Source organism: Granulicella sp. S190 (assembly GCF_009766095.1).
In the GTDB taxonomy this organism is placed as follows: Bacteria; Acidobacteriota; Terriglobia; order Terriglobales; family Acidobacteriaceae; genus Edaphobacter.
In genome coordinates, this window is the sequence record NZ_LMUD01000031.1 from 185,559 (window position 1) to 201,159 (window position 15,601).

Genomic DNA, 15,601 nt, shown 5'->3' on the forward strand with positions numbered 1-15,601 from the left:
GCGGCATTCTTGGGTTAGAAGTACCCGCATGTTACGAGGCAAGCAGTGTTCGCATTAGGATGCTAACTTGCCTGAGCAAACGAAGGAGATAGATGAGCTGGAGTAGAAGAAACTTTGTATATGGAGCAGCCACGTCGGCCGCCTCCCTTGCATTAACGGAGTCAAAAGCAGCCGCCTACTTCAAAGCTGCAGGCGCTAGCCCTCTCAATGGCAGGTTTCTCACACACGTTTCGCTGGTACGGGTAAACCAGATCGAGGTTACCCCTGGCCACTCCATCGGTGAGGATGAGTCCGCCGATAACACTCCTGACCATATCCGCTCGCGGCGCGAGGCCTTCGCAAAAGGCTGCCCGGGAGGTCAGATGACCTGGGCGATATCCTGGCTGGCGCTCAATGACAACCGGCAGCAGTATCAGGATGCTCGCCGTCTGCTTGCCTCTTACCATGATCGCTACGGAGACGAAATAACTTACATTCCGGGTGGCTACTTTGCGCCGATGTACGACACGCGCGAACACAACCGGAAGAACATTCACGACGCGCTTAGCCTCATCTCCAAGATGGTTGGTGGCGGCTATCGTCCGCAGTGCGTCGTCGCAGGTTTTCTCGACTCGGAGAATCAGCGACGGCTCGCATCGGATGAAGGAATTCATGTATGCCAAGGCCAGATCTGGAGTCAGCACGGCATCGATCATGGAGATGGTGACGGAGGCATCTGCTACCCGTACTATCCGAGTCGCGAACACTACCTAAAGCCTGCTCAAGGGGCGGCTGACTTCATCGACTGCGTCTGTCTTGATGGATGGACCTGTGACTTTCTTACCGCGAGGAGAGAGGGCTTCGAAGGCAAATTTAACAGTCGACTCGGCGTGGGCCCCATCGAAGCGGTTGGCAATCTCGGAACCGAAAAAGGCCGCAAAGAGATGTTGGACACCACCGCGATGCACTTCGACCGAGGCCATGCTTTAAACGGATTTGGCTGGGTGACCTCTATCTGGGAGGTTTCAGTTGGCCACGATCAGGATTTGACCTACTGGCTCCAGGCAATTCGGGATCGCTGGCCAGATACACAAGTGATGACCGAGGGAGCATTTGGTTTGGAATGGCGCAAGCATACTCCCGATAACGCATCGCTCAACTACCGTTTCGACGCGAAAGGCACCGGCGCACCCGGCTCAGAAAAGGAGTTGGAAATAGAGTGGTTCATGAATCGCGACTTTCGCTTGGCGTTACTGCATAACTGGGAAAAAGGCACTCCTCCGATGGCTATCGACTTCACACGCTACGACTTGAAGGCAGAAGAGCCGCGAGACCTGCAGAGGGAATGGAGCCTGATGAACGTGCTCAACCAGAAAGGCACACGCTCGCAGGACAAACCGATCCGGCTCGGACAGTTAAGCGATGAAGACCAACATCGCATCTATAGACGGTACCCAGAGTTAAAGAATCGCGTCTGATGAGCTAATTGGAGCGACTAGTCGCTTCAATTAGAGCAGGTCTTCGCGACTTTTTTGGTCGCGATCCCCTGTGCGCTGCACGCACTCAACAAAGCGAGTCCAACACAGATCCAGATCACCTCGCGATAGCCAGATACGAATGCTTCATCGACCGCTCTTCTGACCTGCGGGTCATTCGTCTGTGCGCCTGCAAGTTTAGATCGCTGACTATCAACGTCCAGACGTGTAGCGCTCGAGAGACGTAAGTGCGGAAGGCTGCGGTTGAGCGCTCTATTAAAGCCGGCGGATAGCACAAGGCCGAAGAGAGCAACTGCCAATAGCCCGGCGATTCTCGAAACAGCATTATTAACCCCGGACGCTACACCTGCCTCGCTTGGTGGAAGCGACTCCATCACAGCAGTTGTCAGCGGGGCTACGCAGATGGCCATACCAATACCAAGCACAACGACTGCGGGGAAGAAGGTAGACCAATACGACCCCCCTATCCCAGGTCTGAGAAAAAGTCCGAAGCCCATTGCAGCGACGAGAGGTCCGATCGTGAGAGGTAGTCGTGCTCCATATCGAGAGACGAGGCCCCCTGACCAGCGAGACAGAACGAAGATCAACAGGATAAGCGGCAGCAGAGCTGCTCCAGCCTCTGTGGCTGTGTAACGTTGCACTTGTATAAGGTCGAGCGGGAAGAAGAACAAAAGCCCACTAAGCGCGGAATAAAGCAGGAATGTAAGCAAATTGGCGCTGGAAAAATCTCGTGAACGAAAGAGATGCGGAGAGATCATGGGCGTCGGAGAACACGCCTCGACGATCAGAAAAACTGTAAGTGTAACAAGGCCAGCGAAGCCGCAAATCCAAATCGCCACTCCTCCTTTAGGCGCCTCGATCAGAGTAAAAGTAATGGCTCCCAAACCAACAGTTGCAAGTACTGCGCCCTGCCAATCTAGCCTTGGGCTTGCATCTTCGTTCCGACTCTCTGGCACTCGCCACAGTGTGAGTAAGACAACGAGGACAGCCAGAGGAAGATTGATGAAGAAGACCCATCGCCAAGAGTAGTTCTGTACGAGCCACCCTCCCAGAACCGGCCCCAGCGCTGCTGTAATTGCCGTAAATCCTGACCAGGTCCCTATCGCAGAACCGCGTTCCTCCGTGCTAAAGGATGCGCTTATCAATGCGAGACTTCCTGGGATGAGGAACGCTGCACCGATTCCCTGCAATCCTCGCGCAACGATGAGTGACATGATTGAAGGGGCAAGTCCGCACCAGGCCGAGGCAATCGCGAAACAAAGAACTCCACAGATAAAAATCTTCCGGCGTCCATAAACATCACCTAGCGAACCGCCCAGAAGCAGGAGAGAGGCAAGCAAGAGTGCGTAAGACTCCACAACCCATTGAATATCGCTCACTGTTGCATGCAGAGCAGTCTGGAGCGCAGGCAGCGCGACGTTCACAACGGTACTGTCGATGAAGGCCATGCTCGAAGCCAGAATTGTTGCAACCAGGATCCAACGACCTTCTCGCGCTAAGGAAGCCTTCGAGGAGCTAGACATCCTCTTGCCCCACGACGCCATCTGGACGATTCATTCCCACCACGAAATCACCTATTCATAGAGAAAGACTACGATTGCCTCTACTGTGTCAGTAGGCCACGAAGCCTGTGACAATGGAACGAGCAGTCACGTTATCGTAAAGGCGTTTCAGCGTCACACGAACAGGAAGTTATAACCGCATCTCTCCATTGTCCTGGAGTCAACTACTCAGGGGACGACTTGGCGATCTTCGGAGTAATGGACGTGAATCAAGCGCCAGCTCCCAGATTCTTTGCGGTAGATCTGGGTTTCGACACCGTGCGTCGTTATGGCTGATTCGTCTTTGCGCATTGTCGCGTGAAAATCCAGTGGAATTCAGACCATGCTGCATCACCGTTCACGTGAATTGTCACAGCATTTATCTCAAGATCGCGGGCCGAAAACATGCCGCCCATTAAGTTCTGGAAGACATGCTGCTCGATGGCGTCGAAGCCATGCTCCTCGCCTAACGGATAGATAAACGAAACCTCGGGTGAGTGAGACCAGATTTGCGAGAGCAGCTTCAAATCAACCTTATGGATAGCATTGGTATACTGGTTGATGAGCCCGTGGATAGCCCCAACATCTTTTTTGTTGCCACCGTTAATCCCAACAGACACCAAAACAGGCATCTGGCCAACACGAAGAAGACCACCTCTTAGGTGGTCTCTATAGCTTATTGATTCTTATGCTAATGTTGGCTCCTGAGGTAGGACTCGAACCTACAACCCTTCGGCTAACAGCTAAAAGCTCTAATTGCCGTAAGTTTATATTAATCAAAATCTTTGTATATAAACCCAAGGCTAGTGTAGCGGAAAACGTAGCGGCTTCGTATAATCCGACATAGCAACCGATGCCTAGGAGGACTACAAAATGGCTGTCTACAAGCGCGGAAAATATTGGTGGTATCACTTCAATTTTGCAGGGCGGAACGTTCAGGAGAGCGCTAAGACAACCTCAAAGACCATCGCAAAGGAATTGGAGCAAAGGCGGAGGCGAGAGATGGAAGAAGGGTTCGGTGGGATCGAGCGCGAACGCAAGGATCGCGTGCGCACTCTCGCTGATTTATCCGCCGACTATTTCAAAGAGTACCAACTCAGAAACCGCGCTCATACATTCGCCAAGTACGCCATCGGACATCTGTGCAGGCATCTTGGAGCCAAGATGCTGGTCCAGATTGATGCCACCGTTGTGACCGAATACCAAACCAAGCGACTTGAGGAGAAGTCCGCACCAAAATCAGTCAATGACGAGGTCGGTATGTTGCTGCGCATCATGTCAGATCGGGGCGACCTGCTCCGCAACGAACTAAAACGCAAGAAACTCTTGAAGCTAAAGGTCGGTGAACAACCGGGAAAAGCCTTTGACGTAGCCGAGAAAGATAGGATGCTACAAGCCGCCGAGAAGTCCCGCTCACCGCTGATCCTTCCAGCTCTGACGCTCGCTCTCAACGCTGGCATGCGCGATGCCGAGATCAAGACAACTCGCTGGTCGCAGGTTGACTTCGCAAAGTTAATTCTGACAGTCGGCCAGTCTAAGACCGATGCGGGAACGGGCCGCACGATCCCGCTCAACAGCGAAATCCTTCCCGCTCTCCTGAAGCATGCCAAGTGGTACACGACGAAGTTCGGTGAGCTTCGTCCAGAGTGGTTCGTCTTCCCTTTTGGTCGACGAGGACACATGGATCCAACCCGGTCGGTCACTTCGCTAAAGACCGCGTGGAATGGGGTACGTGCAACAGCAAAAGTGCAGGGTCGCTGGCACGACGCGAGGCATACTCTGATAACCGAACTAGCCGAGAGCGGAGCTGGGAATGAGACGATCAAAGCGATTGCGGGACACGTCTCACAGCAGATGCTCGACAGGTATAGCCACATAAGAACTGAAGCGAAGAGGTCTGCACTTGAAGACGTGGTCACCCGGCGGCATACGATTCGTAGAGCGAGAAGCGCTGCGGCCGAGAAGGCCGCGCAAGCCGTTGCAGTCAACTAAAGACCCTACCCTTCCGGGCGATTGCGGGGACATTTCACATACGGACCGAACTCCATCAACTTGCCGATGACCCGAGTCTGCGGGAGGGCCAAGTTCATAGAGATGGGAAATTGAAGAAGACCCTCTCATGCTGGACTTCAGGAAGTCGCCCCTAGCTTGCTGTTGGTGGTCCAAGTGCGGCGCGCTCGTGGTTGAGGACGAGGAGGCGCGCGAGGATTTCCTGGTCGGTCAGGTTGGCGGGCCAGCCGTAGGCGGCGAAGACCGCGTTATCGAGAGCGCGGTGGGCGTTGGCTAGCCAGTCGAACATTGCATCGTAAAGCCTAGTCAATGTTCTTTCTTTGAGCTTCTCCTCCGGAAGCGGTCTATCTTCTTCATCGACGGGATTTAGCCACATGTTGCGAAGACGCACCAACTCGCGAGCGGCTTCGGCTACCGCAAAAACTAGCTCTGACTCTGATTCTGACGGTTCCGTGCCGGGTGACCAAGGAAATGGGAATGTTTCGAATGTGCTATTCGGTGTGTACCTGAACCCGCTGCTCGCGTCCCTTACCTGAGTTCCTTGGGACCGCGCCCATACTTCATGGGCTCGCGAGTGCAAGACACCAAAGAAATAGTCATCATCACGAGCAATTGCAACGAGGGCGCTATCTGGGAGAAGATTCGCATCCCCCCAAAGAAAGATGCGGTGCTTCGAGTGTCTTGTGGTGACGATAATCCTTCTCAGTCCTTTTCTCGCCCGTTCGAGTTTCGCTCCACTACGGCCATGTCTCCACCAGAATTTCTTGCGTTCGGGGTTCTTATTCTTCTCTCTCTCTGGTCTGACATGTTTTGCGACATATGCAAAGGGCTGCTCAAATTGGGCAGCTTCTTTCTCACTCATGCTCCCAAAATTGATAATGTATCGCCCCTTCGGCCGATACTTCATGTCATGCCCATTCATCCAAGGAATAAGGACGACCGAGTTACTCGATCCATTCACATTCTTGATCCCTAGGAACGAACGCGCAGTAGCTGCGGTTATTTCAAACTTCCCAACCTTTACCGGTCCTTGAAAGGCAAGTGCTTTGTTCGCGCGAAGTGATTGCCGCTTTGTAGTGTCAATCCCCGTCTTGAGATTGGCGGGAATATGTTTAACCTCTAAGCCATCCAGAATTCTCGTAACCTCCTGTCCATTGTCGAAGCCGACCATGGAGACCTGAACCATAGCGTTCTTGCCGTCGCCCGGCCCGTTTGGTCTCGCCCACTTACGATCAGAAATGGCCCAAAAGATATTCGCCGTGTCAACGATGGCTTGCAGAACTCGTCTATTCGCGCCGCCACGGATAGATTGAGTGGCGATTAGCCCCGCCCTCTGCACCTTTCCCGTAGAAACCAGACTCCTTGCTTTTTCGAACCAGAAAAGGACAAGGTCCGCCGAGCCGGGGACCCTGCCGTCGAAGATCTCCCGCAGATCGTTTACGTAGGCTTCGTTAATCTCGCCTTTCATATCTTGCCCGCCTAGGAACGGCGGATTGCCGACGATGTAATCAGCTGGTGGCCATTCTGGTTCGTAAGGGTTGCCTTTAGGATATTCTTCGGACTTTTGCGACTCCCTGTAGCGCATCACTGCGTCATCATGTTGGATGTTGTCGAGTTTGTGAAGGATGGGCTTTGGCTGGTCGTTGTAGCTGTGGTCACGCTTCCACTGGAGGAGACCGATCCAGACGACGGCGGAGGCGATTTCGTGGGCGTAGAAGTCGATCTCGATACCGTAGAGCTGCGCGGGGGTGGGCATGGATTCGACCGGGAGCAGGAGACCGTGTTTGAGGCCGAAGGTGCGAGCTTCTTCCCAAAGGTCAAGCAACTGCTTCATGGCGATGTAGAGGAAGTTGCCGGAGCCGCAGGCGGGGTCGAGGATGCGGACCTTGCTCAGGTTATCCGCCCATCCCGTGAGGAGCTTGTTGGCAGGGCGGTTAGCGCGGAGGGTGCGGCGCTGGGGCTGTCCCTCCTCTGCTGCCAGCGATTCTTCAATGGCCGCTTGCGTGGCGGCCCACTCACGGCGGAGCGGCGTCATGACGACAGGCTCGACGAGCAGGAGAATGTCTCCGGGCGAGGTGTAGTGTGCGCCGATCATGGAACGCTTGGCGGCGTCGAGAGATCGCTCAAAGAGTGTGCCGAAGATGGACGGCTCGATCTGTGACCAGTCGTGCCTGGCGGCCTTGCGTAGGATGTCGCAGTCGGCGGGGTTTAACTCGATGGTATCGGTGCCGTTGAAGAGGCCGCCGTTGAACCAAGGAATAATTTCCGCGCCGAAGTAGTTGCCCTCGTTACTCATGGCCTCGAAAAGCTGCGGCAACTGCTTGTTGAACATGATGCGGGACTGGCGGCTGGCTTCGACGAGCTTGCGGAAGACGTTGTTGGGGATGAGGCCGATGGAATCGGCAAAGAGGCAGAAGACGATGCGGATGAGGAAGTGCGCGATCTCTTCCTTGGAGTGGGGCGTGGGACTCGCGGCGCGTTCGAGTTCGAGTTGTTGGGCGAGCTTGAGGAGATCGGTCGCGGCATCTCGGGTGACGCGCTCTGTGACGGCCTCGGGGCGGAGCATGTTTCGGTCGCCGAAGACATAGCGGAGAACATCTTGCGGGAGGAGGGCGGAAGTGGGAACGGGCTGGTTCTTCCGAAGTTCTTCGAGGTCGAACGTGTAGACGCGTGAGCGCTGGCTGTCGAACTTAGTGTGGACTTCGAAACGCTTGAAGTCACAGACGATTAGAAGTGGCGGGTTCTCAAGATCCTCGTGGTATTCGTTCAGCTGCTTATAGGCCTTGTTGAGGTCGCCGCCGGGGAGCTTGTACTCCCACGCAAAAGCATCGCGCTTCCAGACGTCGGCGAAGCCGGATCCGCCGCCCACCTTGGTGACACGCTTTTCAAATGTGTAATTGGTGCCAACGATGTCTTCTTCTGTGGGATGGGGAACGCCAAGGGCCTCGCAGAGGTCGCGAAAATGCTGCTGATACGCTGACTTCTCAGTGAGTTGAGTCTGTTGCCACTTGACGGCGAAGGATGTGAGGTCGAGCGGCATGTGCTCGCACTATTCTGACAGAGAAGAGGCTTCGAAGAAAGTGATCGACTATCGTATGATTCTCGGCCAACTCGATACTTTCGTTTCACTGGAGAACATTAGACTCCAAAGATGCTAGGAAGCCGAAGCTATCAGAAAAGGTGCCTATGCGGACAAGGTCCCTGAAAGGGGGGTACATTTCGGGAACAAGCCTCAGAAAAAGTAATTCAGCGACTGACCATCCCTTTCAACTCCATCGCAAAGGCCTTCAGGTCGTCTACGTCGGTGCCACCGGCGGACCTCGCGGCGAGACATCCCGAACACTCGTCGCCCTGACATTGTTCGCAATCGTCGTCGCACTCGTCGCAGTCTCCAGCGATGCAAGAGTCACAGTCGCACGAGCAATCATCGCCTGCATCTTTTTTGAGAAGCCCCTTGAGTGTGAGGTCGATGGCTTGGAGCTGGTCGAGCGTGTCTCTTGACATATCTCCAGGACGGACACTGCGGAGAAGGGTTTCGACTTGCGAAAGCGACTTCACGGTGACGACCTGCGCTCGCGGGTTGGCAGGCACGGCGACGACGGAGCACTCATGAATCATCAGCTCCTTCAGCGTGCGCGTCCCGTCGTTCCCATAGATGACTTTCCCTGACGACTCTGGCGGCGCGGTGTACCCGATGGAGATTCCCTTGATGACTCCAGCCTTCATGAAGTTGTAAGCGCGTGCAGCTCCGCCATCGGTCATCAAAAGCGTGCCGTTGATGACGAGACCCGACGGCGAGTCCGACATCTTCGCGAGTCCGATGGGTTCGTCTTGCTTATGCGCCCAGAGCAACGGCACGCCGTTGCCTTGTGACGCGATGGCCGCTTTGAATGCGCCGGGTTCGATGATGTCGCCTTGAAGGTCAGGCGGTCCACCATACGTCGACGCAAGCCCCGTAAAGGTGCCTGTCGTCGAGTCGAGCGACTTTGCATTCAATCGGAAGGAATAATCGCGTGTTTCCATCATTCCCCTTTACGAGACTGGTGAACTGTTGAGCGACCCGACGACAAAACTTCCGGGTCGTTTGGTGATGAGCGCCATTCTTTTTTCTGCCCTGCACGCCACTAAATTTTGAGTGAAATAATCCGCGTGAGAATCGGAAACTTCAAACTGCAATTCCATGCGGTCGCGAATCTCGCACGCTGCCGGGTTGCCGCTGCCGACTAGAAACGTGCCTGCTGGAATCGAGGTCGTCGGAATCACGAGCAAGTCGAACAGCTTCGCGTTTGCAGTCGCCTGAGGGTCGCCGATGAGGTATCGACCGAAGGAGTCCTTCGTCAACCTGATGCTCCACCAATCGGCGGGATGCATCACGACGAACGTCGGCGGAATCTCTTTAGCGGTCGTAAGTTGTTCGATGGCACGCCCGACGATGTCGATGCGGTTCCATCCTGCGGTCGCCGATAGCAAACCAGTTTGAAAGGCACTCGCCTGCGGGATGAGTCCATGCAGATTCTCGCCGGTATCGTCTCCCGCGAGGAGCTGCAACTCTTCCTCAAGATTCACGTAGTAGCTCAGCGACGTTTGCAGGAAAGATGCCAGCTCTGTGAAGTCGTCGAGAATCTGCTTCGTTGCAGGAATCCACGTCGCGATGGTGCGGACCTTCTCACTCTCAGACGTGAAGGCGACCGCGTTCTCAGGCTTGACCGAAGCCTCTGGCACTGGCGACGCGAGTCCCATCGGAGTCGTGACCTTCACGAAATCGACGACGGCCATCGCAGTTGGTCGCGAGGTCAGAGCATCTCGCACCGTGAGCGTCTGCCGTGCCTCCGCCGTGATGCCGGTGTCGCGGTCAATCGGCAACACGCCGGTGGTCTGGAAGCCTTGCCCGATTTCGGTGAGTGTCGTCTTCCGCTGGAGAAAGTCGCTCGCATCCTTCCCGGTGAGAGTGAGGATGGCGCTGCCGCGGCGGTCGTGGAGAAGACGCTGGAATCCTTCATGCGCCTTGAGCTTTTCGACGAAGGGTTGTGGCGGCGTGTCTCCGAAAATCTTGGTCGCGAAGTTGCGATCCTGAGCGTCCAACTGCGTCTGCATTGCGGTGATCTTCGGCCCGTAAGCTTCCACCGATCCTTTGATGGAGTCGAGAACTGTTTTCAGGTTGGGGTCCATGATGTGACACTCCGGTGACGCGGGGATTCGTCGGCGCTGAATGGCTAACCTGACGGGTGAGTCCGCATCGACTGCCCAGCCTTGCTCACCTGCACTGAATCGGCTAGTGAGCTGCTGAAGTGTCTCTGCGATTATGCTCCATCGGCAGGCGAACGAGAAACATTTTTGCTGCGGTCATCATCGGGTCGCGGTGATGACTCGCGTTGCTGTGCGGCGTCGTGCGCGATGACGTGCTCCACATCCGTCGCTAAGACACGAGCACGCCGACGGAGATGATTGAGACGGAGCACGTCATCAGGCATTGAAGTTGCCCTTTGGGAGTGCGGTCTCAAGCATCGCTACCCGATGCTCATGGCTGTCCAGAAGGCGCTGCTGGAGGTCAGCCTTTGCCTCTGCCGCTGCCAGTCGCCGTTGCAACGTCAACTGCCCTTTGAGCACGTGTCGGACAATATCTTCTCCGCTCATTCCACTAAGGTCGTCGGTTTCGGCACTCATGATTTCCCCTTTTTGAACAGCTGTTCTAATTCGTCGATATCGATTTTTGCCTTAAGAATGGCCGCGTGGCTTGCCGATGATGGCGACCGAGATTCCGGTTCCATGCCCAGAGCGTTGCGCAATGTATCGGCGAGCTTGAAGTGACTTTCGGCGACAACATCAAGCTGCTTCTGCTGTTCGGTGACAACATCGTAAAAATTGCGAATTGCGAAGAACAATTGCTCTGTAGTGGTATCCATTTTCATCCTCGTGTGCTGCTCGATTTGCTGATTGCCTGAATTGTCGTTGTCATAACCGGTGTATTTTTCCTAAAACCTGCGAAAGTTAGCGCGACCCGTGCGCGAGGTTCCGAATGTCGTTTGCGTACACTTCAGACCCGCCCTACCCCTGCCCGTTCAGGCCCGGAGGCGTATCGCTTTGCGTGTAGCACCCTTCGCCTTCGCTCTAGGAGCCTCAAGGCGCTGTCGTGGGGTCAGGTGCGACCTGAGCGATAAGAGGCCATATGTAATTCGGTCGGCTCGTCATACGCGTTCTTGTCGAGCAGAATTGCGCCCAAGGTGGTACGTTCCGCGTGAGGACTCGCGGGACAGCTGTTGAGGTTCTCTCTCTCGACGTTCACTGGCGCACCGCCGTCGAGGTTGCCATGTACTCACGAGCGACCGTTGGCTTCTTACTCGGTCGGTCGTAGTTTCCGCCGAGTATCTTCGCGATGTTGTCGTCGTTCGCAATCAGGAAGTCGAAGGTCACTCGCCAGCCGCTTGCGTTATCGCCGAGACAGTACGGCGTCTGGTGAATCTTCGTAAGAACTTCCTTCAGCTTCGTCGGCGTCAGACCGCGACCGATTCGAGTCTGGAGCTTTGTTCTGCGGCTCGCGCTAAGCGGCGGAACAACACTCGCCAACGTGCCACGCTCTTTGTTCCAAAAGGCGACGTACTCCTCCGGGGTCCGTTTTCGCTTCTCAGGAGGTTCTAAGACCAGCAGCGACTCGTCGACGACTTGCGTCGACAGTGCCGGAGGCACAAGAGATGTTGTTTTTGTTCTTGCAGGTACAGGTGCTGGTATAGGTAGAGGTACAGGTACCGTTGCGTCGGCTGAATGTGGCTGAGTGGGCCCTGACCCATGGCTCAGCTTTGGCTGACCTTCGGCTGCGTTCTGGCTGGCTCCGCTCACCTCGTTTTTAGTGAACGCTGCGACGAATTTGAGCCGCTCCGCCTGATTGAGACGACCACTGCGTGGGACGGCACCATCCGCGAAGCGCTCACCCTTACGAGCTAATTGGGTGTGAACGTTCTCGTCCGCCCACTGACTCCAATCGTGAACAACTAGCCGATGAACGGCGCTCCGATCCAACCATCGCGAGCTGATGAGTGCTTCGATCAACGCTCCGGCTGCTCCTTCCCACTCCAATGAGGCCTCGATCTCGGCATCAGAGAATCTCCCAACGTTGCCAGCGAGCGCAAAGCGTCCTGCGAAGTGCCACAGCAGTTCTAAGTTGCCCACCGCCGCAGCCTTGCTCAACTTCGCGAGCGATTTAAACGTTGCGAATTTAGGATGATCCGGCGCGGCTTTATACACTCTTAGCCTCCGAGTGCAGTGCGCGCGGCTGTAATACGTTTTGAGTGCTCATCATTTCACCTAGGGTCCCGGTAATCCCGGGGCCTTTCTATTACTGGTTTATGGCGCGTGTCATAGGCCTACGGCTGTTAGGGTTCGATACCGCCGACGAAGGAATACCAGCCCCGCCCGATGGCAAGCTCTCCACCCATGCGCGAAGCGAACCGACGTTGTAACGAACCGAAGCACCGAATTTTCGGTACGGTGGACCGCATCCGTGAACACGCCAACCTTGAAGGGTTCGCACAGGAATCTTTACCGCTTCGGCTACTTGGACTTCGGTTATGAATTCAAGATCTAGGGTCGGAGCGGACGTTAGCGTTGCCTTCGCAAATGCCATGACTTCTCCTGCATTACTCCTTGATACTTAGAGCAACGCAGTCGAAGTTCAAAGGGCATCTCGCGGGCATGAAGTTGAAAAGTCCGCTCAAAGTCCGGTCGTCTTGAGCAGTTTTGAGGTGGTGATGCGCATCGCCTTCGCCACTTCAGCCCAAGTTCGAGCGCTTGCAGAAGTGGTGTGCAATAGACGGCGCAGTGTCTTTTCGTCAATGTGCGCCTTCTCAGCAAACTCAACTAAGGTCATCGCATGGCGTGTGATATACGCAGCTACAAGAGCGGTTGCCGAAGTGCTCTTTATGCTTCTGACAGCCTGGCCATTAGTCTTGCCGGACTGCGGCTTCGGCTTGCCCAGATTTTGCAGATCCTTGAGTACCTGATGGGCGCGCTGGACATCTTCCAACGAACCGTAATAGGGCCCTTCATCCTGTTTCGCCACACCGCCACCTTTTAGCCCGCATATCTCGCGTAGGCTGCTACATAAGGAATGTAGCAAAAACGTAGCAGTACTGTAGCAGAAACAAGCGTAACTCAGCGCTTTCCAGCGTACTGCTGGCTGGAGAACGTGGCATCTAAGTTATTCAATTATCGGGTATTTTATGGCTCCTGAGGTAGGACTCGAACCTACAACCCTTCGGTTAACAGCCGAATGCTCTGCCATTGAGCTACTCAGGAACGTCTTTGGAACGCGAGAGACTCACGCGCTTCCTTAGTTATAACAAATCAGGATAAGGGGGTCAAAGTCGATCTGCTGTAAGTTCGGAGCATTGATGAACAAAAGGTAATTCGCTCGTCACTATGTGCTGTTGAAACGCTCTTTACGGGTAGAGCAGAACGGCAATGTTATAGGCCGTGAATGGACTATTGCGTGATGCGGAGCAGGCTCCTACGACGGCCTGGTGATATTTGCCCGATGCCAGCTTGCTTCGAAGCTGATTGGGAATCTGATCGAGGCTTCCTGCGGTGTAGCGCATGATGTACCAGGGTTGGCGAGCCCCCGCGTATCCAGTGGACATGGTGCAGGTCTGGCGGGCCTCTTCGGTGGTCTCTGCAACGCGCATTCCTGACTGCGCGATGACACTGGCTACGGTGCGTTCTTGTTGATTGAGCGATAGCGTCTGAACCGTGCTCGCAAAATCTTCTACTGCATAGAGTTGGTTGTTGCGGGTCACGATCGCGATGCCGATGGAATCGACATTCGGATCCAGCAGATTAGCGCGGTGACCGGGCGAATGCATCCACAGGTTGTGGAGGATCACCGATGTGGGGGCCTCGCCTACATTCTCTGTGATGAGGCTGAAGTGTGCGCCGGCATTGGCTCCGCGCTCTGCGAGTTCGGGTTCGCCCTCAAACTGGTGAGAGATTCCTTCACGGGCAGCCATCTCGCGGGCGTGTATGGCGGAGGCTTCGGCGAGGACCGGATCGAAGCGGAGGGGCTGGAGTCCTTGATTGACGCGGTCTTCATTCGCGGCAGCGAGGAGGTACTGCTCGGCGATGCTGAGATTCGACGCGGATTCAAGGAACCTGTTGCGAGGTTGAGCCTGTAGAACGGAAGAGGCCAGCAGCGCGGCGAACGCGAGCACCCACAGATACGATTTCGACAATGAAATCAGGGACTTATCACGCGTTGCGAAGATCGTCAGCATGTTGGTGATTTTAGGTTTGGGGTGCCTTGCTAGGTAATACAACTTTCCGGTCAGGGTGAGGATCGCTTCTATGAACTATAGGGTGGGACGCGAGATGGGCTAAAGAAAGATGCTTGGCCCGTCAAACTTTGGTACCAAAAAAAGTCTGACGTGGGGAAACCCTCATTTTGCAAGGGTTTTTAGATTTTTCGTGGTTTTTTCGATGGTGAAATGGTGGTGAGATTGTGGTGGATTGCGTGGCTAACGTGGAGTTTTGGATGCCGTTTTTCGGGCGCCGAAAAACACGCCACGTCTTGCAAGTTTATTTTCGAGCGAGCGTCATCCGGTGTCTCTTTTTGAGACTAGTACCCGACTGGTAAGAGACGAGCTTGTTTACGACTTGAGTTCGGGAAGCCGGCTGCGGTTTCGAAGCATGATAGCCAAAAGTTTGCGCGCATCCCAGTAGCGGGGAATGTAGCGACTGGGTTCGGCGAGGGAGCGGAAGAGCCAGCCGAGGTAGAACTTGTCGGCCCAGACCGGGATGTGGACCTGATCGCCGGAGAGAAAGGCGATGGCCGCACCGATGCAGTGAATAGCTGGGCGGTAGGCGAGGTTGCGTTTGAGGTAGAGGCCGAGGCGCTCCTGGGTGCCTCCGCCGATGGTGACGATGAGGTGTTTGGGGCGGAGAAGATTGAGGCGTTCGAGCAGAGACGGATCGTCTATCGGTGCGCTGCCGTACATCGGGGCCATGTAGATGTTGTCTTCGGGGATAACGATTCCCTGTTTTGCCAGCCAGCTGAGATTGCGTTTTGCGCTTGCGGGACTGGCCATGATCCAGAGGGTGTTGCCGGGTTGGCGAACGTCCGGCTCCAAGAGAAGTTCGCGCAGATACTCGAGACCGGAGAGACGCTTGATGGGGACCGGCTGCAGGCGATTCCAGATGAGAACCATGAAGGCAGAGTCGGTGATGGCGAGGTCCGCGTTGAGCAGGGCGTCGCGATAGTCGGGGCTGCGGTCAAGATCTTTGAGGGCCGGGGCCGCAGGGACCACAAGAAGGCCTCCTTGCGTACGCATGATCTCGATCGCGTCTTTTGCGGAGCCGTCAAAGAAGTCGATACCAAGGATGCGGTGCGTGTGGGGAGGTGTCGGCATGAAGAGACGTATTTCCATCTTATTTCAGATGCGAAGGGTTTGGCGCCCTACAACCCTTGCTGCAGTTCGTCATCTGTTACCTACAAGGCGACATGAACGAAGCCGCTGTGCGGCGGACGCATTCGCGTGCGCTGGGCGAGCGGTTGAGGTGATGATCTAGCGTTTGTCGCAGAGAAGGAGGATT

13 protein-coding genes and 1 tRNA gene are annotated in these 15,601 nt (G+C 55.3%); 2 read left to right on the forward strand and 12 right to left on the reverse strand.

The window, feature by feature from the left end:
• Positions 1 to 92 precede the first annotated feature (92 nt).
• Entirely contained in the window at positions 93 to 1,457 is a 1,365-nt protein-coding gene (locus tag GSQ94_RS16630) for a DUF3863 domain-containing protein (protein ID WP_158944972.1), read from the forward strand.
• Positions 1,458 to 1,483: 26 nt separating this feature from the next.
• Here the strand turns inward: GSQ94_RS16630 and GSQ94_RS16635 are convergent, their stop codons facing one another.
• Together GSQ94_RS16635 and GSQ94_RS16640 are read right to left on the reverse strand one after the other, a co-directional pair.
• Positions 1,484 to 2,998, reverse strand: coding sequence for an MFS transporter (locus GSQ94_RS16635; protein WP_158944973.1), 1,515 nt, complete (start codon positions 2,996 to 2,998; stop codon positions 1,484 to 1,486).
• 305 nt (positions 2,999 to 3,303) lie between these two features.
• Positions 3,304 to 3,648 (reverse strand): nuclear transport factor 2 family protein, encoded by a 345-nt coding sequence (locus GSQ94_RS16640; protein WP_158944974.1) that lies wholly within the window; start codon positions 3,646 to 3,648, stop codon positions 3,304 to 3,306.
• A gap of 241 nt (positions 3,649 to 3,889) precedes the next feature.
• On the opposite strand from GSQ94_RS16640, the gene GSQ94_RS16645 reads away from it, so the two are divergent.
• Complete coding sequence (locus tag GSQ94_RS16645) at positions 3,890 to 5,008, forward strand: site-specific integrase (RefSeq protein ID WP_158944975.1); 1,119 nt, start codon at positions 3,890 to 3,892, stop codon at positions 5,006 to 5,008.
• A 151-nt stretch (positions 5,009 to 5,159) separates the two neighbouring features.
• On the opposite strand, the gene GSQ94_RS16650 is transcribed toward GSQ94_RS16645, so the two are convergent.
• The 10 genes from GSQ94_RS16650 to GSQ94_RS16695 form a co-directional block, all read right to left on the reverse strand.
• Positions 5,160 to 8,066 carry a DNA methyltransferase gene (locus GSQ94_RS16650; protein ID WP_158944976.1) on the reverse strand — a complete coding sequence of 969 codons (2,907 nt, stop codon included), beginning with the start codon at positions 8,064 to 8,066 and terminating at the stop codon, positions 5,160 to 5,162.
• A gap of 206 nt (positions 8,067 to 8,272) precedes the next feature.
• Positions 8,273 to 9,052 carry an HK97 family phage prohead protease gene (locus GSQ94_RS16655; protein WP_158944977.1) on the reverse strand — a complete coding sequence of 260 codons (780 nt, stop codon included), beginning with the start codon at positions 9,050 to 9,052 and terminating at the stop codon, positions 8,273 to 8,275.
• Positions 9,053 to 9,058: 6 nt separating this feature from the next.
• Positions 9,059 to 10,195, reverse strand: coding sequence for a phage major capsid protein (locus tag GSQ94_RS16660; protein WP_158944978.1), 1,137 nt, complete (start codon positions 10,193 to 10,195; stop codon positions 9,059 to 9,061).
• 294 nt (positions 10,196 to 10,489) lie between these two features.
• On the reverse strand, positions 10,490 to 10,690 hold the full coding sequence (locus GSQ94_RS16665) for a hypothetical protein (RefSeq protein WP_158944979.1): 201 nt from the start codon (positions 10,688 to 10,690) through the stop codon (positions 10,490 to 10,492).
• Positions 10,687 to 10,929, reverse strand: a complete 243-nt coding sequence (locus tag GSQ94_RS16670; RefSeq protein ID WP_158944980.1) for a hypothetical protein — start codon at positions 10,927 to 10,929, stop codon at positions 10,687 to 10,689. The genes GSQ94_RS16665 and GSQ94_RS16670 overlap by 4 nt, the downstream gene beginning before the upstream one ends.
• A gap of 376 nt (positions 10,930 to 11,305) precedes the next feature.
• On the reverse strand, positions 11,306 to 12,265 hold the full coding sequence (locus GSQ94_RS16675) for a hypothetical protein (RefSeq protein WP_158944981.1): 960 nt from the start codon (positions 12,263 to 12,265) through the stop codon (positions 11,306 to 11,308).
• 466 nt (positions 12,266 to 12,731) lie between these two features.
• Complete coding sequence (locus tag GSQ94_RS16680) at positions 12,732 to 13,079, reverse strand: hypothetical protein (RefSeq protein WP_158944982.1); 348 nt, start codon at positions 13,077 to 13,079, stop codon at positions 12,732 to 12,734.
• A 161-nt stretch (positions 13,080 to 13,240) separates the two neighbouring features.
• Positions 13,241 to 13,315: transfer RNA gene (locus GSQ94_RS16685), tRNA-Asn, on the reverse strand.
• A 143-nt stretch (positions 13,316 to 13,458) separates the two neighbouring features.
• A complete protein-coding gene (locus GSQ94_RS16690; RefSeq protein ID WP_158944983.1) occupies positions 13,459 to 14,244 on the reverse strand; it encodes a CAP domain-containing protein in 786 nt (261 codons plus the stop codon).
• 414 nt (positions 14,245 to 14,658) lie between these two features.
• Complete coding sequence (locus tag GSQ94_RS16695) at positions 14,659 to 15,417, reverse strand: WecB/TagA/CpsF family glycosyltransferase (protein ID WP_254063932.1); 759 nt, start codon at positions 15,415 to 15,417, stop codon at positions 14,659 to 14,661.
• Between the last annotated feature and the right edge of the window lie 184 nt (positions 15,418 to 15,601).